The sequence below is a fragment of the Micromonospora sp. ZG13 genome, assembly GCF_059359355.1.
In genome coordinates, this window is record NZ_JCADBQ010000002.1 from 1 (window position 1) to 19,144 (window position 19,144).

Here is a 19,144-nt window from a genome sequence, read left to right on the forward strand (position 1 = left end):
ACCCGAGCCGTCCCGGCCAACAACCCGTCGGCCTTCAACCCCGCAACGAACGTACGGGCCGCCCGCATCGGCCCCACGGTGTGGGAACTGGACGGCCCGATACCGACACTGAACAGATCGAACACACTGATCATGGCTGCACTTCCTCGCCGTCGTACCTCGTGGGTCTCCGGCACGGTCGTGGCCGGCCCGGTCGGGGCGGCCGTCCGGCACCCGGGGTGGGGGTGCCCGACCGGCGAGCCTACCCGCCCAGGTCAGCGCCCGCCCGTCGTTCGCGAGCGGCCGTCGGGAGCCGGCGGGACCGGGGGCGTCGCGGGGCCGGTTCCCGGGTAACCACCTACGGGTACGGGCGCCACCGCTCCTCCTCGCGACCGAGGGCACGGTGGCCACCCCTTCCTACCGTTGAGGGCAGAGGCGGCGAACGCCGCAGAGTGGGAGTACGACGATGAGTCGCAAACTGGTCCGCCCCCGTCAGGGGCGCATGCTCGCCGGCGTCTGCGCCGGCCTGGCCCAGCGTTTCGGCAGGTCGGCCGGCTTCATCCGGCTGCTGTTCCTGCTGTCCCTGCTGCTGCCCGGCACCCAGGTGGTCGTCTACCTGGTGCTCTGGGTCCTGATGCCGAACGAGGATCGCCACGCCGCCACCCGCTACTGAGCCCACCCGCCCCGCCCGACCCGCAGGCAGGCACGAGGCGCCCGTCCCGACAACCGGGGCGGGCGCCGTCGCGTCCGTGGCGGCCCGCCGTCACGGGGCGGTGTAGGTGACCGTCACCTTCTCGTAGCCGAGGGAACGCAGCAGCCCCTCCAGCATCTTGCGGGTGTTCTCCTCGGCCCGCTGGGTCAGGCCGCTGTCGCGGGCGGCGGTGGTGATCCGCTCCTCGGCGAGCTGGTATACCTGCTGCTGGCGGTTGGGGTCGCCCTTGACCAGCTCGCCGACCCGGTTGAGCAGCCCGCGCTCCTCGGCGAAGACGTAGCTCTTCTCCAGGTCGAGGTTGGTCTTGGCGAGCTGCGGCGCCGGCAGCCTGATCTCCACCGACTTGCCGTCGGCCGACTGGACCACCGCACCCTCGGAGATCTTGGCGAAGTCCACGTACGCCTCGACGCTGCCCGCGCCGACGAAGAGGGTGCGCTGGCTGAGCAGCCAGTCGGGCACGTTGCGCCGGTCGTTCTGGAGGTCGACGACCACCTGGAAGTTGCCCTCGGCCGCGACGTAGCGGCTGAGATCCTGGATCGACTTGAGCAGCGGCGGCTGGCTGCGGTCGGTCTGCTCCTTGGCGAAGGGGTTGCGGAAGTCCGGCAGCAGGCCGGTGGCCTGCACACCGAGCAGCACCACCACCGCCAGCGCCGCCGCGCCGAGCACCCAGAGCAGGCCCCGGGCGGGCCCGCCCCCGGGCGGTGGCGCACCCGGCTCCGGCTCGGTCGTGACAGCCGAGCGCTCCTTGAGCGCCTCGCCGGTCGGATAACCGGGGAACTCCCTCGTGGGCTCGTTGATGTCACCGTCGCGGGCCATGGCCCTCACCGTCCTCGTCAGACACGTCGTCTGAGGATGACGGTACGGCTCCTGTGCGACACCCGCTCGGCGAAGGACGCACCGCCGCGCCGATCCGACAGAACCGCAGGTCAGGACGGGTCGGACAGCCGGCGTACCGCGCTCACTCGATCGGCCCGGAGAGGACGAGCACCCGGGCGTGGATCTGGTTGCGCTGCTGGAGCGCCGCGCGCAGGGCGCGGTGCAGCCCGTCCTCCAGGTAGAGCCCGCCGTTCCACTGCACCACGTGCGGGAAGAGGTCGCCATAGAAGGTGGAGTCCTCGGCGAGGAGCTTGTCCAGCGCCAACTCGCGCTTGGTGGTGATCAACTGATCCAGGCGCAGCGGCCTCGGCGGGATCTCCGCCCACTGCTTGAGCGTCAGGTTGTGCTCCGGATAGGGACGCCCGTCCCGGACCGCTCTGAAGATCACGACGGCACGCTCCCCTCCCCCTGGCCGGGCCGACCCACGACACCGGGTCGGGTCGCGGCGCGGCGCCACGACCCGCGGCACCGATGACCGTGCCAGCGTAGCCGCCTGCACCACGCCGCGTTCTGCTCCCTGATGTCAGTTTCACTACCCGCCGTCCGGTTCGCCAGCGGACGGCACATCCGACGCCGGTCAGCTCCACCGTCCCCGCCGGACGACCTCGTCCACCGGTCGTCGCCCCCGGCGCAGCGACGGTGACCGGTGGTCGGGCGCACGGTAACCCACCGTGACGGCACCGACGGGCTCGTACTCCGCCGGCACCCCGAACGCCTCCCGGTACGCGTCGAGGCGCTGGGCGGGGATGCCGAAGAAGCACGCCCCCAGCCCCTCGTCCACGGCGGTCAGCAGCATCAGCAGGGCGGCGAAGCCGGTGTCCACGTACCAGTAGGGCACCGGCCAGCGCTCCGTCGAGCGGTCCGCCCAGCCCTTGTCGGGTTCCGCGTACCGCTCCAGGTAGGCCGACCGGTTCGCGTGCGGGACGACGATCAGCGGCGCCCGCCGCATCCCCGCCAGCCACCGCTCCCGGCCGCCGCCGCCCGGGGTGGTCGCCGTCCAGAACCGCTCCCGGTCCTCCGGCTCCTCCAGCACCAGGAAACCCCAGCCCTGGGCGAAGCCGGCCGACGGGGCGCGGACCGCGTGGTCGAGCAGCCGCTCCACCACGTCGGGCGGGACGGGACGCTCCGCGTCGTAGTTGCGCACCATCCGGCGCCGCCGGACCACCTCGCTGAACTCCATGCGCTCCCCCGCTCAGACCCCGGGCCGTACGCCCCAGACACCCCGCCAGGTCGCGCCCGGCTTCAGGGTGATCACGTCCCGGCCGGAACGGAACGCGTCCGGCGGGCAGGTCATCGGCTCCACCGCCACCGAGCGGCGCCGCCGCTCGCCGGGCAGGGCGTCGCCGGTGAACACCTGCCACCAGCCGAACTCGCGGTCCGCCCAGATCCGTACGCCCGCCGCGCCGTCCGGGGCGGCCAGGCTGACCACCGAACCGCCGTCCTCGTCGCGGACCACGTCGCCGAAGCAGAGATCGAGCTGGGCGCCGCCGATGCGGCGGGGGCTGGTCCAGTCGTACTCGGTGCCCTCGACCGGGGTGACGCCGATCGGCAGCAGCCTGCCGTCCACGTGCAGCCGCTTCCGGGCGGGCAGCCGCATCGACAGGTCGTCCACCGCCACCCCGGGCACCCGCAGGTACGGGTGCACCGCGAAGCCGAACGGCGCCGGCTCGTCGCCGAGGTTCGTCGCCTCGTGCTCCGCGCGCAGGCCGTCCGGCCCGACGCTCCACCGGGTACGCAGCCGCAGCGGCCACGGGTAGCCCGGCTGCGGCGGCAGGTCGTAGCCGACGGTCACCGCGTCGGACGACTGCTCCACCAGCCGCCACGGCACCCAGTTGACCAGCCCGTGGATGGCCACGCCCCGGTCCGGCTCGCTGAGCGTGAGCTGCAACGACCGATCCCCGAAGGTGTAGCGCCCGTCGCGGATCCGGTTCGGCCAGGGGGCCAGCACCTGCCCGGCGCAGCCGGGGCAGAGCTCGTCGGCGTCGTACCCGTCGAGGTGGTCGGTGCCGTCGTGCCGGTATGTCCGGACCCCGCCGCCCACCTCAACGATGACGGCCTCGTGGCCGGCGGCCGAAATGCTCCACTGCGCGCCCGAGGGCGGACGCTGGTCGGGGGTGTCCATGCGGGGGACCCTAACGGTTCCCGCCCCGCCGTCGCTCGCCCCGACCGGGCCCGTCACCCCCGGTCGTCGCCGGAGCGGGCCGCCGCCCGGTAGCGCAGCAGCACCGGGAACGCCACCGCGAGCAGCACCGCGAGCGCCGCCGAGATCAGCCCGCCGCTGACCCAGGCGACGCCGCCGCCGAAGCCCGCCGCCACCGCACCGGCCCGCAGGTCGCCCAGGCGCGGACCGCCGGCGATGACCACCGTGTTGACGCCCATGAGCCGCCCGCGCATCCGGTCCGGCGCGTAGACCAGCAGCAGCGACTGCCGCAGCACCGCGCTGACCAGGTCGGCCGCCCCGGCCACCGCGAGCAGCAGCACCATCAGCCAGAGCTGGCCGGCCAGCCCGGCCGCCGCCACGGCCAGCCCCCAGCCGACCACCGCCACCACCAGCACCAGCCCCTGCCGACGCAACCGACCGATCCAGCCGGAGGTCAGCCCGCCGAGCATCGCGCCCGCCGCGATCGCGCTGTAGAGCCAGCCGACCGCCGCGCCGCCACCGAACCGGGACTCGGCGATCTCGGGGAAGAGCGCCCGGGGCATCGCCAGCACCATGGCGATCAGGTCGATCACGAAGGAGAGCAGCAGCACCGGCGTGGTCGCCAGGTAGCGCAGCCCGTCGACGATGCTGGCCAGCCCGGCCCGGCGTGGGGAGCCCGGGGCGGCGGCCGGGCCCGCGTCCGGGTCCGGCTCCGGCGGCATGGCCGGCAGCCTCACGGTCGCCCAGACGGCCACGGTGTAGAGCGCCGCGTCGGCCGCGTACGCGATGGGCAGGCCCAGGTCCGTGCCCCACCAGGCGAAGATCAGGCCGGCGACCAGCGGGCCGAACACCGAGGCGGCCGTGTGGGTGGTGAAGTTCAGCGTGCTCGCCGCCGGCACCAGCTCCGCCGGCACCAGCCGGGGCAGGATCGCGTTGCGGGTGGGCGAGCTGACCGCGAAGGCGACCGACTGCACCGCCACCAGGGCGAGCAGCAGCAGCGGGCTGCCGATGCCGAGCACCGCCTGCACCACCAGGCCGAACGTGGCGACCCAGAGCACCGCCGCGGTCGCCAGCAGCACCTTGCGCCGGTCGTGCGCGTCGGCCAGCGCGCCGCCCCAGAGCCCGAAGACCAGCAGCGGCAGGAACGCCGCGATCCCGATCAGGCCGACCCAGAGCGAGCTGCCGGTCAGCGCGTACATCTCCACCGGCACGGCCACCGCGGTGAGCTGGATGCCGAACATCGCGATGCCGTTGCCCAGCCACATCCGCCGGTAGGCCGGCACGGCCAGCGGGCTCAGGTCGATCGCGAAGCGGCGCAGCCCGCCCGGCCGGGGGTCCTTGAGCTGGGTCACGGGGCCAGCCGTTCCACGACCCACTCCCCGGCCCCGGTACGCCGGAACCGCAGCCGGTCGTGCAGCCGGCTGACCCGGCCCTGCCAGAACTCCACCGCGTCCGGCCGCACCCGCAGCCCGCCCCAGTACGGCGGGGCGGGGATCGGCTCGACCTCGGCGAAGCGCTCGGCCGCCGCCCGGTACGCCTCGTCCAGCACGGCCCGCCCGGGGATCACCCGGGACTGGGTGCTGGCCCAGGCACCGAGCTGGGAGCCGCGCGGCCGGCTGGCGAAGTACGCCTCCGTCTCCGCCCGGTCGATTCGCTCGACCCGGCCGGTGACCGTCACCTGCCGGTGCATCGGGAACCAGGGGAAGACCAGGCTGACGTACGGGTTGGCGGCCGCCTCGGCGCCCTTGCGGGATTCGTGGTTGGTGTAGAAGACGAAGCCCTCCGGGTCGTACCCCTTCAACAGCACGGTCCGGGCGCTCGGGCGGCCCGCGACGTCGGCGGTGCCGACCACCATCGCGTTCGGTTCGGGCAGCCCGGCGGCGACCGCGTCGGCGAACCAGCGGGTGAACTGGCCGTGCCAGTCGGCGGCCAGATCGGCCTCGGAAAGGCCCAGCTCCGCGGCGTACTCGTTACGCATGCCCGCCGGCCGGGCTGTGTCCCCCGTCACGTTCCCCCTCCTCCTCGTCGACCCGGCCCACCCTCTGCGGCGCAGGCCAGCCCGCACCGCACAGTGTCACCGACGCGCTCCGGGCCACCCGGACCGGGGATGTCGTGTGCGGCACAGTCGCCGTGGGTCGCGAATCCGGTTACCCAGCAGGCAAGATGTCACGAACACATCCCTGAGGGTCGCCTAAGGTGCTCGACCGGCTGGGCCGGGACCGGAGCCCCGGGCGGGCGCGCCGAGCAGATCCAGGAGAGCGACATGGCCGATTTCAAACCCGGACTGGAGGGCGTCGTAGCCTTCGAGACCGAGATCGCCGAACCCGACCGCGAGGGCGGCGCGCTGCGCTATCGCGGGGTCGACATCGAGGATCTGATCGGCCAGGTCTCCTTCGGCAACGTGTGGGCGCTGCTGGTCGACGGGCGCTTCGGCCCGGGCCTGCCGCCGGCGGAGCCGTTCCCGGTGCCGGTGCACTCCGGCGACATCCGGGTGGACGTGCAGTCCGCCGTCGCGATGCTGGCCCCGTACTGGGGTCTCAACCAGCTGCTCGACATCTCCGACGAGCAGGCCCGCGAGGACCTCGCCCGGGTGTCGGTCACGGCGCTCTCCTTCGTCGCCCAGTCGGCGCGCGGCCTGGGCCTGCCGGCCGTGCCGCAGAAGGAGATCGACAAGGCGTCCACCATCGTCGAGCGCTTCATGAAGCGCTGGCGCGGCGAGCCCGACCCCCGGCACGTCAAGGCCGTCGACGCCTACTTCATCTCGGCCGCCGAGCACGGCCTGAACGCCTCCACCTTCACCGCCCGGATCGTCGCCTCCACCGGCGCCGACGCCGCGGCCTGCATCTCCTCCGGCATCGGCGCCCTCTCCGGCCCGCTGCACGGCGGCGCCCCGTCGCGGGTGCTCAGCATGCTGGAGGCGGTCGAGCGCAGCGGCGACGCCGAGGGCTACGTCAAGGGCGTCCTCGACCGGGGCGAGCGGCTGATGGGCTTCGGCCACCGCGTCTACCGGGCCGAGGACCCGCGGGCCCGGGTGCTGCGCCGCACCGCCAAGGAGCTGGGCGCGCCGCGCTTCGAGATCGCCGAGGCGCTGGAGAAGGCCGCCCTGGCCGAGCTCCAGGCCCGTCGCCCGGACCGGGTGCTCGCCACCAACGTCGAGTTCTGGTCCGCCGTGGTGCTGGACTTCGCCGAGGTGCCGGCGCACATGTTCACCTCCATGTTCACCTGCGCCCGGATGGGCGGCTGGAGCGCGCACATCCTGGAGCAGAAGAAGCTCCAGCGGCTGGTCCGCCCGTCGGCCCGCTACGTCGGCCCGGGCACCCGCAAGCCCAGCGAGGTCGAGGGCTGGGACGCCATCCCGCACGGCGTCTGAGCGTCGCGCTGAGGGTCCCTTCCCGTCGCCCGTCGACGGGAAGGGGCCCTCAGTCGTACGCGGGCCGGGCCGGTGCGCAGGCTGTGGTGCACGCCTCAACGCCGCTGGTGGGACCAGGGGTCGGTGCGGCCCGCGCGGGTGGGAGGATGAAGGCCGGCAGTGTCGCCGGACCGGGCCCGGGTCCCGGCCACGTCGTGCGCCTGAGCGCGCGTCCGCCGTTCGATCCGCGCCCGCCTGAACACCGGGCCCGCCCTCGCCCCTGCGGAAGGATCTCGACAACCGTGGCTGACGCACCGACCATCCGGATTCCCGACGACCTCAAGCCCGCCGACGGGAGGTTCGGCTGCGGGCCCTCCAAGGTCCGTCCGGCGGCGGTCTCCGCCCTCGCCGACGTGGCGACCAGCTACCTGGGCACCTCGCACCGGCAGAAGACCGTGCGTGACGAGGTGGCCCGGCTGCGCCGTGGCATCGCCGACTTCTTCTCCCTCCCCGAGGGCTACGAGGTGGTGCTGGGCAACGGCGGCACCACGGCGTTCTGGGAGGTCGCGACGTTCGGCCTGGTCCGCGACCGGGCCCAGTTCGCCAGCTTCGGCGAGTTCGGCGCGAAGTTCGCCAAGTCCGTCAAGGACGCCCCGTTCCTCGGCGAGCCCACCATCCGCAAGTCGGAGGCCGGCAGCGCGCCGGCCCTGACCGCCGAGGCCGGGGTGGACGTCTACGCCACCCCGCACAACGAGACCTCGACGGGTGTGGCCGTGCCGATCAGCCGGGTCGCCGGCGCCGACCCCGGCTCGCTGCTGCTGGTCGACGCCACCTCGGGTGCCGGCGGGCTCGACGTCAACGTCGGCGAGACCGACGTCTACTACTTCGCCCCGCAGAAGTGCTTCGGCTCCGACGGCGGCCTGTGGCTGGCCCTGATGTCCCCGGCCGCACTCGAGCGGGCCGGCGAGATCAAGGCGTCCGGCCGCTACATCCCGGCCTTCCTCGACCTGGTCACCGCGATCGACAACTCGCGGCTGGAGCAGACCTACAACACCCCGGCGCTGGCCACCATCTTCCTGGCCGCCGAGCAGACCGACTGGATGAACTCCCAGGGCGGGCTGGCCTGGGCTGCCAAGCGCACGGCCGAGAGCGCCGCGATCGTGTACGGCTGGGCGGAGCGCTCCGAGGTGGCGACGCCGTTCGTCACCGACCCGGCGCTGCGCTCCAACGTGGTCGCCACCATCGACTTCGCCGACTCCGTCGACGCGACCGCGATCGCGAAGGCGCTGCGCGCCAACGGCATCGTGGACACCGAGCCGTACCGGAAGCTGGGCCGCAACCAGCTCCGCGTCGCGCTCTTCCCGGCCGTCGAGCCGGCCGACGTCGAGGCCCTGACCGCGTCGATCGACTACGTGGTCGAGCGGCTCTGAATCGTCGTCACGGTCGGTGGCCGCCGGGCGCGTCGGCGGCCACCGACCGTGATCATCGTCGCAGCTCAGTCGCGACATGCGGGTGTCGCATCCCCCACCTGTGGGCAGATGCGCGTACGGTGGTGCGAGGACGCCCGGGTGGCCGGCTCGTGGCGTGACGGCCAGCGAAGCGGGACGGAGGCAACGCCATGCGCCCAGTACGCTTCGTCGCCCTCTCCGAGGACGGCCAGGCCCTGGTGCTCGCCGACGAGGTCGGGCGACTGCTCGCCCTGCCCATCGACGAGCGGATCGCCGGCGCGTTGCACGCCGAGCCCGGCGCCCCGCCGCTCGCGGTGGCCCCGGCGGCGACCGCCGATCCGGTGCCCTCACTCTCCCCTCGGGACATCCAGGCCAAGATCCGATCCGGCGAGTCCGCCGAGGACGTGGCCCGCATCGCCGGCGTGCCCGTCGACCGGGTGCTGCGCTACGCCGGCCCGGTGCTCCAGGAGCGGGCCATGCTCGCCCAGCACGCCCGCCGCACCCGGCTCAAGGGCGCGGAGAAGCCAACCCCGCTCGCCGAGGTGGTCAACGGCCGGCTGGCCCAGCACGGGATCGACACCGAGAAGATCTCCTGGGACGCGTGGCGCCGCGACGACGGCACCTGGCGGATCGTGGCGACCTGGCCCTCGGGCAAGGCGACCGCGCAGGCGATCTGGGATCTCGACAAGACCCGGCAGGCGGTCACCCCGCACGACGACATGGCGCAATACCTGTGCGCCGAGCGGCCCACGCCGATCCTCGGCCAGGAGCCGGCGCCGGAGCGGGGCGGCCACGCGCTGCCCGGCCCGTCGCGTGGCGAGCCGACCCGGGGTGGGCACGGCCTGCCGGCGGCGGCCGAGCACAGCCGTCCCGGCCGCGACCCGATCCGGGCCGGGCGGGACGCCCTGCTCGCCTCGCTCGACCGGCCGCTCGGCTCGACCTCGGGCCGCGGGCTCGAACCCCGCAGCCCGGCCGCCCTGGCGGGGCAGGACGCGCCGCGCCAGCGGCCGGTCGGCGGCGGGGCGGCGGCGCTGCTCGGCGGCGGCCAGGGTTCCGCGTTCGACGACGACTCCGACGCGCCCAAGGAGGTGCCGGCCGTGCCGTCGCTGGCGGTGCTCCGGCCCCGGCGCACGGGCGCGCCCTCGGCAGCGGCGGCGGGCGAGTCGACCGACGCCGGCGGCAAGCCGCGCAAGCGCCTGCCGAGCTGGGACGACGTGCTCTTCGGCAGCGGCCCGGCGGCCCGCGAGTCCTCGTGACCGCCTGACTCCGGCGACGGATCCCCGTCGCCGGAGTCGACGCGAGGCACTCGAAGTGCCGCCGTGGCAGGGTGGCTTCATGGAGTACACGAACCTTGGCCGTACGGGCCTGTCCGTCAGCCGCCTCTGCCTCGGCACGATGAACTTCGGGCCGCAGACCACCGAGCCGGACAGCTTCGCGATCATGGACCGGGCCCTCGAACACGGGATCAACTTCTTCGACACCGCCAACGTCTACGGCTGGCAGACCGGCGAGGGGATCACCGAGCAGATCATCGGGCGCTGGTTCGCCCAGGGCGGCGGCCGGCGGGAGAAGGTCGTGCTGGCCACCAAGGTCTACGGAAAGATGGGCGAGTGGCCCAACGAGCAGGGCCTCTCCGCGCGGCACATCGTCCGGGCCTGCGAGGACTCGCTGCGCCGCCTCCGGACCGACACCATCGACCTCTACCAGATGCACCACGTCTCCCGCAGCACCCCGTGGGAGGAGATCTGGCAGGCCATGGAGACCCTGGTCGCCCAGGGCAAGGTGCTCTACGTCGGATCGTCCAACTTCGCCGGCTGGCACATCTCCGTGGCGCAGGAGGCGGCGGGGAAGCGCCACTTCCTCGGCCTCGTCTCCGAGCAGTGCATCTACAACCTGATGACCCGGCACGTCGAGCTGGAGGTGGTGCCCGCCGCGCAGCACCACGGGCTGGGCGTCATCCCGTGGTCACCGCTGCACGGCGGGCTGCTCGCCGGGGTGCTGCGCAAGATGGCCGAGGGCGGGGCCGCACGCGGCGCCAGCGGCCGCTCCGCCGACGCGCTCGCCGAGCACCGGCCCACCATCGAGGCGTACGAGAAACTCTGCGGCAACCTCGGTCACGACCCGGCGGACGTGGCCCTCGGCTGGCTGCTGTCGCGGCCCGGGGTGACCGCTCCGATCATCGGGCCGCGCACCACCGGGCAGCTCGACCGTTCTCTGGGCGCCCTGACCGTCGACCTCGACGAGGACACCCTCACCCGCCTGGACGAGCTCTTCCCGCCCGTCGGCAACGGCGGCCCCGGCCCGGAGGCCTGGGCCTGGTGACCCGCGAGCGTCAGAGGGGCCAGGCGGCCAGCCGGTCGTAGGTCGGGCGGGGGCCGGGGTGGCTGCGCACGAGCACCATCTCGCCGGCCGGCCACTCCGGGCCCTCGTAGTCGTCGAGCGTGGCCACGTCGGCGGCCACGTCGGCCGGGGGCACCCGGTCGCCGGGGCGGGCGATCGTCAGGTGCGGGCGGAAGGGCTTCTCGTCGTACGGCAGGCGGCCGTGCCGCAGCCGGGAGCGGATCAGCCGGGCCAGCACCTGCACCGGCTCCACCTCGCCCCGGAGGTCGACCCAGAGGACGGTGAACCGGCCCCGCCCGAACCGCCCGCCGCCGGCCAGCCGGAGCCGGGGCGCGGCCTGGCGGCCGTCGCGGGACCACTCGGCGGCCAGCCCGAGTGCACTCTCCACGGCGACCAGCCGGTCCGCCTCGACGTCGCCGAGGAAGGCGAGGGTGACGTGCGCGTTGCCGGGGTCGGCGAGCCGGACGTTGGTCCCGCCGGCGGCCGCCGCGCCGACGCGCAGCCGGGCGACCTGCGCGCCGAGGTGCGTGACCGCCTCGGGTGGCGGGTAGAGCGCGACGAAGAGCCTCACGCGCCGCCCTCAGCGGTGCCGCTGCCGGTGGCCGGCCCGGGCGGCGGGCAGGGTCAGCCCGGCGGCGTGCAGCAGGCCCTCCACCCGGACCCGTTCCAGCTCCAGGTCGACGCCCTCCAGCTCGGTCAGGTGCTCGGTGAGCCCGAGGGCCCGGCAGGCCAGCCGGAGGCGGTCGTCGTACGCCCGCAGGATCGTGCCGTGCCAGACGGGCTGGCGGCCGTCGGAGGCGACCCCCTGCCCGCGCAGGCGGCGCAGGTCGGCGGCGAGTTCCTCCAGCGGGCGGCGGTCGGGCCGGTCGAAGTCGGTGAGATCGATGTCGCGGGTCAGCGCGTCGGCCTCGACGGCCCGGTCCAGCCGGGCGATGGTGCGCCGTTCCCGCCGGCGCTCCCGCCACTCCGCGTACGCGCAGGCGACCCGGTCGATGATCTCGTCCGCGCAGAAGGCCAGGGCGATCAGCACCGGCAGGCTGGCCGCGGCGACGAAGATCAGGATCAGCAGCAGCGCGCGCCCGGGCTCCACGTATCGACGCTAAGCCTCTTTCCTCCTTACCGCCACCGCTTTCGTGCCATCCACGCCATCCGCAGGATGGGACGGATCGTCCCACTCCGGGGCGGGGACGCTCAGCAGTCGGCGGAGGTGACGTAGAAGCGCGGCATCGGCAGGACCCGGAAGCGCAGCCGGGCGCCGGAGCGGCGCAGCTGCCAGGTGAGCGCGATCAGGATGGTGGCCAGCGAGATCAGCCCACCGATCCAGATGCTGGCGCCGGCGCCGTAGGTCTCGGCGACCCAGCCGATGAGCGGCGCCCCGACCGGGTTGGTGCCGAGGAAGACCAGCACCCAGAGGGCCATCACCCGGCCGCGGAAGGCCGCGTCCGTGCCGAGCTGCACCCGCTGGTTGGCCGCCTGGGCGAAGAACACCATGAAGAAACCGGTCGGCAGCAGCAGGGTGACCACCATCCAGTACGCCGGGGCCAGCCCCACCAGCGTGCCGAAGATGGCGCAGCCGACCCCCGCGCCGAGCACCAGCCAGACCGACGGGCGGCTGCGCCGCCCGGTGCCGGCGAGCGCGCCGACCAGCGCGCCGACCGCCAGGGCGGTGCTGAACAGCCCGAACGAGGCGGCACCGGTCTGGAACACGGTCTTGGCCAGCGCGGCGAGGGTGAGCTGGAAGTTGAACAGCGACATGCCGATCACCGACATCACCGCCATGGGCAGCAGCAGGTCGGGCCGGCGCCAGACGTAGCGCAGGCCGTCGACCACCTTGGCCGACGCCCGCTCGTCGCGCGGCGGCAGCGCCTCCCGGTACAGCTCGGAGGGGCGCATCCGGATCACGGTGACCAGGGGGGCGATCGAGCTGAGCGCGGTGAACATGAAGACCGGTCCGACGTCGAAGGCGGCGATGGCCAGGCCGGCGACGGCCGGCCCGACGATCCGGGCCGAGTTGAACACCGCCGCGTTCAACGAGAGCGCGTTCGGCAGCAGCGACGTGCCCACCAGTTCGGAGACGAACGCCTGCCGGACCGGGGTCTCCACGGCGTTGGCGACGCCGAGCAGGGCCGCGAACGCGAAGACGTGCCAGAGCTGCACCAGGCCGGTGATCACCAGCAGGCTCATGGCGAGCGCCAGCACGGTCCAGAACGCGTTCGCGACGAAGAGCAGCATCCGCTTGTCGTAGCGGTCGGCCAGCCGTCCGGAGAGCAGGGTGAGCAGCAGCACCGGGGTGAACTGGAGCGCGGTGACCACGCCGAGGGCGGTGGCGGAGTTGTCGGAGAGCTCGAGGACCAGCCAGTCCTGGGCGATGAACATCATCCAGACGCCGATCAGCTTGATCAGCTGCCCGGATGCGAAGAGCCGGTAGTTGCGGACCTGTAGGGACTGGAACATCGTGCTCAGCTTCGCCTGCACTCTTGGTGCGCCTCCTCGCGGTCGTACGCGTCATCGACGTCGGACGGCGCGGTGGCACGAGGCGCGGGTCAGGCGCGGGCGACCTGCTGAAGGATCTCGGCGGCCTGCCGCAGGGTGTCCCGTTCGGCTTCGGTCAGCTCGGCCAGCCGGCGGGCCAGCCACTCGTCACGGACCCGCTCGAACTGGTCGAGCACGGCCCGTCCCCCCTCGGTCGCCGCCAGGATGACCTGTCGGCCGTCGGTCGGGTGGGGGGTGCGCTGCACGAGGCCGCGCTCCTCCAACTTCGCGACGATCTTGGTCATCGTGGGCGGCTGCACCCGTTCCACGTCGGCCAGTTCCCGAGGCGTCAGCGCACCCGCCAGCCGGAGGCTGGTGAGCGCGGAGAGCTGGGTGACCGTGAGGTCGCCGACCGGCCGGGCCTGGCGGACCCGTCGGTTGAGCCGGGTGATCGCGTCACGCAGCTGGGGTGCCAGCTGCGCCGGTGGCACGCGTTTCGCCGTCACCGTCCGCTCCGTCACGATAGTTAGCCTAACTAATTAGCCAGGCGAATGAGATGCGATATGACCATGCTCACGAGAAGTTCGCCCTGCTCCGGGCCGGGTATCCGAATCGGCCGACCGGCCCGGAGCTGTGGCGTGTCGAGGATCAGAGCACCAGGGACTCGATCGGCCCGCGCAGGAAGTAGAGCACGAAGAGGGCGGCCACCCCGTACAGCAGCGGGTGGATCTCCCGCGCCTTGCCCCGGGCGAGCTTCACCACCACGTACGAGATCAGGCCGGCCCCGATGCCGTTCGAGATCGAGTACGTGAAGGGCATCAGCACGATCGTCAGGAACGCCGGGATCGCGATCTCGTAGTCCGACCAGTCGATCGTCCGGACCGCGGTCATCATCAGGAAGCCGACCACCACCAGCGCCGTGGACGCCGCCTCGAACGGCACCACCACGACCAGCGGCGCCAGGAACATCGCCAGCAGGAACAACCCGCCGGTGACCAGGTTGGCGACGCCCGTACGGGCGCCCTCCGCCACACCGGCCGCGCTCTCGATGTACGACGTGTTGCTGGACGTGCTCGCCGCACCGCCGGCCGCCGCCGCGATCGAGTCGACCAGCAGGATCTCCTTCGCCCGCGGCGGGGTGCCCCGCTCGTCGAGCATGTTCCCCTCCTGGCCGACCGCGACCATCGTGCCCATCGTGTCGAAGAAGTCCGTGATCAGCAGGGTGAACACGAACATCAGCACGACGACCCAGCCGGCGCGGCCCCACGAGTCGAACACGTTGAAGTTGCCGAGCAGCGACAGGTCCGGCACGTCAATCCAGGTCTTCGGCAGCTCCGGGACGTTCAGCGCCCAGCCCTTCGGGTTGGGCTTGCCGTCGACGAAGGACGGCCCGATGTTCGCCACCGCCTCGACGATGATCGCCAGCACGGTGGAGCCGAGGATGCCGATCAGGATCGCGCCCCTGACGCGGCGCACCAGCAGCACGATGGTCAGCAGCAGACCCACCACGAAGACCAGCAGCGGCCAGCTGGCGAGCTTGCCGCCGATGCCCAGGCTCACCGGGACGGTGCTGTTCTGCACGTCCGGCACCCGGCGCACGAAACCGGCGTCGACCAGGCCGATGATGGTCAGGAAGAGGCCGATGCCGACGCCGATCGCCGTCTTCATCTGCGTCGGCACCGAGCGGAACACCGCCGTACGCAGGCCGGTCAGCACCAGCACCGCGATGATCACACCCTCGATCACCACGAGGCCCATCGCGTCCGCCCAGGTCATCTCCGGGGCGATCTCGTACGCGACCAGCGCGTTGACGCCGAGACCCGCGGCGAGCGCCAGCGGGAACCGGCCGACCACGCCCATCAGGATGGTCATCAGGCCGGCGACCAGGGCGGTTGCCGCGGCGAGGGCGGCGATGGAGAGCTTCTTGCCGTCGCCGTCGACGGCACCACCGATGATGAGCGGGTTGAGCACCACGATGTACGCCATCGTGAAGAAGGTCGCCAGGCCACCGCGTACCTCGCGGCTCATCGTCGAGCCACGGGCGGAGATCTCGAAGTACCGGTCGAAACCGTTACGCGGGTGCGCTGGATCGGGTGGTGTGCCGTTCTCGGGCGGCGCTACTGACATCAGGTCCTCGCAGGTGATCTTCCGTTGTCGCGCGCATCGTCGCAGATCACCGGCCAGCAGGAAAAGTTGATCGCGTACGCTTGCCGCGTGCCGAAGGAGCAGCCACCGCGGCCCGAGCCGCTCGACCCGCCGATGGTGCCGTTCGCCCTCGCGGGGATGGCCGCCTGGGCGCTCGCCGGGCTGGTGCTGCTGGTCTTCTTCCGCGACTGGCTGACCGCGCACGATCACCAGGACTGGCTGTGGACCTGCCTGGCCGGTTTTCTGTGGGGCTTCCCCGGTCTCGCCGTGATGATGCGGCACGACGCCAACCGGCGCCGCCGGCGCGCAGGGCGCTGACCTGCGACGACACCGATCCGCCGGGCCGGCCCGCGGCCGGTCGCGTCAGGGGTGCCCGTACGGCTCCGCCGGCTCGGCCGCCTCGACGGAGCCCGGTGCCCGGCTGACCGCCACGGGCTCGACCGCGCTGTCGTCGTAGACCGTCGGCATCTCCTCGACCGGGGTCTCGGCGGCCTCGATCAGGGTCTCCGAGTGCGCCCCGCAGCCGTGGTCGGCGCTGACCACCCGACCGTCGTCGGGGGCGTAGAAGTTGCCGCAGGCCCCGAATGCCTGCCGCAGGGCGCCGGCGAGCGGCAGGTAGAAGCCGCAGGTGCCGCAGCGGGCGGCGGCGGGGGCGGCGGCCGAGATCGCGGCGGACGGACCGTGGTCGCCGTCGTACCAGCGCTGGGCGGCCTCGCTGCGCCCCTCGCGGGAGAGCACCCGGGCCCGGCCGAGGCCGAGCTCCCACGCGGTCTCCTCGACCGCCGGGTCGTCGGAGAGCAGGTAGCCGGGCTGGAGCCGGTCGTCGTCGGCCGGGGTGGGCAGCAGGTCGCCGGGGCCGAGGTCGCCCGGCTTGAGCCGCTCCTGCCACGGCAGCCAGCCGGGGGCGAGCATCGCGTCCGTGCCGGGCAGCAGCACGGTCTCGCAGACCGTGACGTTGCGGCTGCGCGGCACGCGGGTGACGGTGACCGCCCAGCGCCAGCCCCGGTAGCCGGCGAGCCGACACTCGAAGTAGTGCGTGACGAGCCGGTCGCCCTCCGCGACAGCCTGCAGGTGGTCGCCGACGTCCGAGGCGTCGACCTCGGTGATGGCGTCACGCGCCACCTCGACGGCGGCGGCACAGACCTGGTCGAGACGAGCGGCACGGGCGGAGGCGGGCCTGGTCACCAGACCATTGTTCCCCATGCGTACGGCAGACCGACAGGCACCCGCCGATGACGTTCTGGGACAGTGGTGCGGCACGGACGGACCGGATGGGTGAGGATGGTGGGCATGCCGCTGTTCTCCCGCTCCGGGCGGTCCGTACTCGGGCGGACCGTCGGCACCGGCATCAAGGCCGTCCGCCTGCTGTTCCGGGGCTCGGTCAGCGGTGGGCGCTGGATGACCCGCCGGGCGGGCCGGGCGCGCGCCCGGGGCGCCGGGGGCGAGGTCGGCATGGTCCGCCTCTTCGACCTGCACGCGCTCTCCTGCGCCGGCGACACGCTGATCGCCATCGGCCTCGCCGGGACGATCTTCTTCAACGTCCCGCTCGGCGAGGCACGCAGCAAGGTCGCGCTCTACCTGCTGGTGACCATGGTGCCGTTCGCCATGCTCGCCCCGGTGGTCGGCCCGCTGCTCGACCACTTCCGCCACGGCCGCCGGTACGCGCTGGCCGCCACCATGCTCGGCCGGGCCTTCCTGGCCTGGCTGATCTCCGACTACATCCACGGCTTCGGCCTCTATCCGGCGGCCTTCGGCGTGCTGGCGCTCTCCCGGGCGTACGGGGTGGCCCGCTCGGCGGCGGTCCCGCGCCTGCTGCCCGAAGGGCTGGGCCTGTCCCAGGTGGGCGCCCGGGCCAGCGTCTACGGCACGGTGGCCGGCGCCCTGGTCGCCCCGATCGGGCTGGCCGCCTTCTGGTTCGGGCCGCAGTGGCCGCTCCGGGTCGCCTCGATCATCTTCCTGGTCGGCATGGTGATCTCCCTGCGGCTGCCGCCGAGGGCCGACTCCGAGCCGCCGGAGCGGGTGCCCCGACCGCTGCGGGCGCTCGGCCGACGCAGCGGCGACCGCCCACTGGGCCGGGGGCGGCCGGCCGGCCGGCTCGTGATCGCCACCCTGATCGGCGCCGCGACGCTGCGCGGCCTGTACGGCTTCCTGCTGCTCTTCCTCGCCTTCGCGATCAAGGCCGGTGACCTGACCACCGTCGTCTTCGGCCGCGACCTGGGCGACGAGGGGGCGCTGGGCCTCGTCGGTGCGGCGCTGGCCGTGGGCACCTTCCTCGCCACCGCGATCGGCACCCGGCTGCGCATCCACCGGCCCGTCGCGATCCAGTCCAGCGGCATGATCATCGTGGGCGGGGTGGCGGTCCTCGCGGCGCTGATGTTCTCGCTGCCGATGGTCGCCCTGCTCTGCCTGGTGGCCGCGCTGGTCAGCGGCATCGCCAAGCTCGCCGTGGACGCCTCGATCCAGGAGCGCATCCCGGAACGGCTGCGGGCCAGCTCGTTCGCCCACTCCGAGACCGTGCTGATGCTCGCGTTCGTCGCCGGGGGCGGGCTGGGGCTCGTACCCTTCGACGGCCGGATCGGCATCGCCGTCGCCGCCGGGGTCGGCACGCTGGCCGCCGTGCGCGGCGTGGTGGTGGCGGGCCGCCTGCGTGCCGAGCGGCTGGCCGGCCGCCCGCTCGCCGACGACGAACTAACCGACGACGCGGGCGGGGACGACGGCAGCGGCGCGCGCGACACGGCCGGCGCGCACACCGGCACGGCAGACGCGACCGGCACGGGCAGCGGCGCCGGCGCGCGCACCGAGGCGGAGGCCGGTCCCGAGACCGGGGTCGCGCCCGTCTCGCCCGCCCCGGCGCAGGGCGGCCGGCCGCTGGACGACCCGTCCCTGGCCCCGCCCGGATACCACATCTACCGGCCGTCCTCCGCCGTCGCAGGGACGGGCGGGACGGACGACGAGACCCGCCGGGAGCCGCAGGGGCCACTGCCGTGACGGGCCTGCTGGTCGTCACGGCGGTGCCCGCCGAGGCCGAGGCGGTCCGCGCGGGCCTTCCGGACCCGTCGACGGCGGTACTGCCGGTGGGGGTCGGGCCCGCCGTCGCCGCCGCCACCACCGCCCGGCTGCTGGCGCTCGCCGAGGCGGCCGGGCGCCCGTACCGCGGTGTGGTGAGCGCGGGCGTGGCGGGCGGCTTCACCGGCCGGGCGGACGTCGGCGCGACGGTGCTGGGCTCGGTGTCCGTCGCCGCCGACCTGGGCGCCGATTCGCCGGCGGGCTTCCTCCCGGTGGACGAGCTGGGCATGCCGCCGGAGTGGCTCGGTGGCGGCCTCGCGCTCGCCGCCGACCCGGGGCTGCTGGCCGCCCTGCGGGCCGGGCTGCCGACGGCGACGGTGGGCGCGGTGCTCACCGTCAGCACGGTGACCGGCACCGCCGCCAGCACGGACGCCCTGCGCCGGCGTCACCCCGACGCCGTCGCCGAGGCCATGGAGGGGTACGGCGTGGCCGTCGCCGCCGCGCAGGCCGGCGTCCCGTTCGTCGAGCTGCGCACCGTCTCCAACCCCGTCGGTCCCCGCGACCGCGACGCCTGGCGCATGCGCGAGGCGCTCGCCGCCCTCACCACCGCCGCCGCGGCCCTGACCTGAACCCGCCGGTCTGCCTGCCCCTGAGCCTGCCGGCCTCGGCTGCCGACC

At 73.8% G+C, this 19,144-nt stretch carries 21 protein-coding genes; 8 read left to right on the plus strand and 13 right to left on the minus strand.

Annotation, left to right across the window (positions count from 1 at the left end):
- The coding region (locus AC5L34_RS03870) for a serine dehydratase beta chain (RefSeq protein WP_441174049.1) at positions 1-134 on the minus strand (134 nt) is incomplete at its 3' end.
- Between the two features lie 311 nt (positions 135-445).
- Between AC5L34_RS03870 and AC5L34_RS03875 the strand changes: the two genes are divergently transcribed.
- Positions 446-652, plus strand: coding sequence for a PspC domain-containing protein (locus AC5L34_RS03875; RefSeq protein ID WP_089002308.1), 207 nt, complete (start codon positions 446-448; stop codon positions 650-652).
- A 90-nt stretch (positions 653-742) separates the two neighbouring features.
- On the opposite strand, the gene AC5L34_RS03880 is transcribed toward AC5L34_RS03875, so the two are convergent.
- From AC5L34_RS03880 to pdxH, 6 genes are all read right to left on the minus strand, one after another.
- Positions 743-1,507 carry a DUF4230 domain-containing protein gene (locus AC5L34_RS03880; protein ID WP_089002309.1) on the minus strand — a complete coding sequence of 255 codons (765 nt, stop codon included), beginning with the start codon at positions 1,505-1,507 and terminating at the stop codon, positions 743-745.
- A 142-nt stretch (positions 1,508-1,649) separates the two neighbouring features.
- Positions 1,650-1,955 carry a type II toxin-antitoxin system VapB family antitoxin gene (locus AC5L34_RS03885; RefSeq protein ID WP_089002310.1) on the minus strand — a complete coding sequence of 102 codons (306 nt, stop codon included), beginning with the start codon at positions 1,953-1,955 and terminating at the stop codon, positions 1,650-1,652.
- A gap of 189 nt (positions 1,956-2,144) precedes the next feature.
- Entirely contained in the window at positions 2,145-2,747 is a 603-nt protein-coding gene (locus AC5L34_RS03890) for a nitroreductase family protein (protein ID WP_441173457.1), read from the minus strand.
- 12 nt (positions 2,748-2,759) lie between these two features.
- Positions 2,760-3,689, minus strand: a complete 930-nt coding sequence (locus AC5L34_RS03895; RefSeq protein WP_441173458.1) for an aldose 1-epimerase family protein — start codon at positions 3,687-3,689, stop codon at positions 2,760-2,762.
- A gap of 53 nt (positions 3,690-3,742) precedes the next feature.
- On the minus strand, positions 3,743-5,059 hold the full coding sequence (locus AC5L34_RS03900; protein WP_494823816.1) for an MFS transporter: 1,317 nt from the start codon (positions 5,057-5,059) through the stop codon (positions 3,743-3,745).
- A complete protein-coding gene (gene pdxH, locus AC5L34_RS03905) occupies positions 5,056-5,685 on the minus strand; it encodes a pyridoxamine 5'-phosphate oxidase (protein WP_441174050.1) in 630 nt (209 codons plus the stop codon). The genes AC5L34_RS03900 and pdxH overlap by 4 nt, the downstream gene beginning before the upstream one ends.
- A gap of 285 nt (positions 5,686-5,970) precedes the next feature.
- Here pdxH and AC5L34_RS03910 point away from each other — a divergent pair, with 285 nt between their 5' ends.
- The 4 genes from AC5L34_RS03910 (at position 5,971) to AC5L34_RS03925 (ending at position 10,826) form a co-directional block, all read left to right on the plus strand.
- Positions 5,971-7,077, plus strand: a complete 1,107-nt coding sequence (locus AC5L34_RS03910; protein WP_121396987.1) for a citrate synthase 2 — start codon at positions 5,971-5,973, stop codon at positions 7,075-7,077.
- A gap of 281 nt (positions 7,078-7,358) precedes the next feature.
- On the plus strand, positions 7,359-8,486 hold the full coding sequence (gene serC / locus AC5L34_RS03915) for a phosphoserine transaminase (RefSeq protein WP_441173461.1): 1,128 nt from the start codon (positions 7,359-7,361) through the stop codon (positions 8,484-8,486).
- 188 nt (positions 8,487-8,674) lie between these two features.
- Complete coding sequence (gene sepH / locus AC5L34_RS03920) at positions 8,675-9,760, plus strand: septation protein SepH (RefSeq protein ID WP_089002317.1); 1,086 nt, start codon at positions 8,675-8,677, stop codon at positions 9,758-9,760.
- A 79-nt stretch (positions 9,761-9,839) separates the two neighbouring features.
- The gene (locus AC5L34_RS03925) at positions 9,840-10,826 is read left to right on the plus strand and encodes an aldo/keto reductase (protein WP_494823817.1); all 987 of its coding nucleotides are present in this window, start codon (positions 9,840-9,842) and stop codon (positions 10,824-10,826) included.
- A 10-nt stretch (positions 10,827-10,836) separates the two neighbouring features.
- Here AC5L34_RS03925 and thpR read toward each other — a convergent pair whose 3' ends face one another.
- The 5 genes from thpR to AC5L34_RS03950 form a co-directional block, all read right to left on the minus strand.
- Positions 10,837-11,415 (minus strand): RNA 2',3'-cyclic phosphodiesterase, encoded by a 579-nt coding sequence (gene thpR / locus AC5L34_RS03930; RefSeq protein ID WP_494823818.1) that lies wholly within the window; start codon positions 11,413-11,415, stop codon positions 10,837-10,839.
- Between the two features lie 9 nt (positions 11,416-11,424).
- Positions 11,425-11,934, minus strand: coding sequence for a hypothetical protein (locus AC5L34_RS03935; protein ID WP_494823819.1), 510 nt, complete (start codon positions 11,932-11,934; stop codon positions 11,425-11,427).
- 101 nt (positions 11,935-12,035) lie between these two features.
- Entirely contained in the window at positions 12,036-13,319 is a 1,284-nt protein-coding gene (locus AC5L34_RS03940; RefSeq protein ID WP_441173466.1) for an MFS transporter, read from the minus strand.
- 68 nt (positions 13,320-13,387) lie between these two features.
- Positions 13,388-13,837: a MarR family winged helix-turn-helix transcriptional regulator gene (locus AC5L34_RS03945; RefSeq protein ID WP_172896591.1), complete on the minus strand. Its 450-nt coding sequence runs from the start codon at positions 13,835-13,837 to the stop codon at positions 13,388-13,390.
- A gap of 127 nt (positions 13,838-13,964) precedes the next feature.
- On the minus strand, positions 13,965-15,443 hold the full coding sequence (locus AC5L34_RS03950) for an NCS2 family permease (RefSeq protein ID WP_441173467.1): 1,479 nt from the start codon (positions 15,441-15,443) through the stop codon (positions 13,965-13,967).
- Between the two features lie 87 nt (positions 15,444-15,530).
- Between AC5L34_RS03950 and AC5L34_RS03955 the strand changes: the two genes are divergently transcribed.
- Positions 15,531-15,779 carry a DUF2530 domain-containing protein gene (locus tag AC5L34_RS03955; RefSeq protein WP_089002323.1) on the plus strand — a complete coding sequence of 83 codons (249 nt, stop codon included), beginning with the start codon at positions 15,531-15,533 and terminating at the stop codon, positions 15,777-15,779.
- A 45-nt stretch (positions 15,780-15,824) separates the two neighbouring features.
- On the opposite strand, the gene AC5L34_RS03960 is transcribed toward AC5L34_RS03955, so the two are convergent.
- A complete protein-coding gene (locus tag AC5L34_RS03960; RefSeq protein WP_357716498.1) occupies positions 15,825-16,664 on the minus strand; it encodes a DUF3027 domain-containing protein in 840 nt (279 codons plus the stop codon).
- Between the two features lie 87 nt (positions 16,665-16,751).
- Here AC5L34_RS03960 and AC5L34_RS03965 point away from each other — a divergent pair, with 87 nt between their 5' ends.
- Complete coding sequence (locus AC5L34_RS03965; protein ID WP_494823820.1) at positions 16,752-18,449, plus strand: MFS transporter; 1,698 nt, start codon at positions 16,752-16,754, stop codon at positions 18,447-18,449.
- Complete coding sequence (locus AC5L34_RS03970; protein WP_494823821.1) at positions 18,446-19,096, plus strand: futalosine hydrolase; 651 nt, start codon at positions 18,446-18,448, stop codon at positions 19,094-19,096. Before AC5L34_RS03965 ends, AC5L34_RS03970 begins: the two co-directional genes overlap by 4 nt.
- The last annotated feature ends 48 nt before the right edge of the window (positions 19,097-19,144 follow it).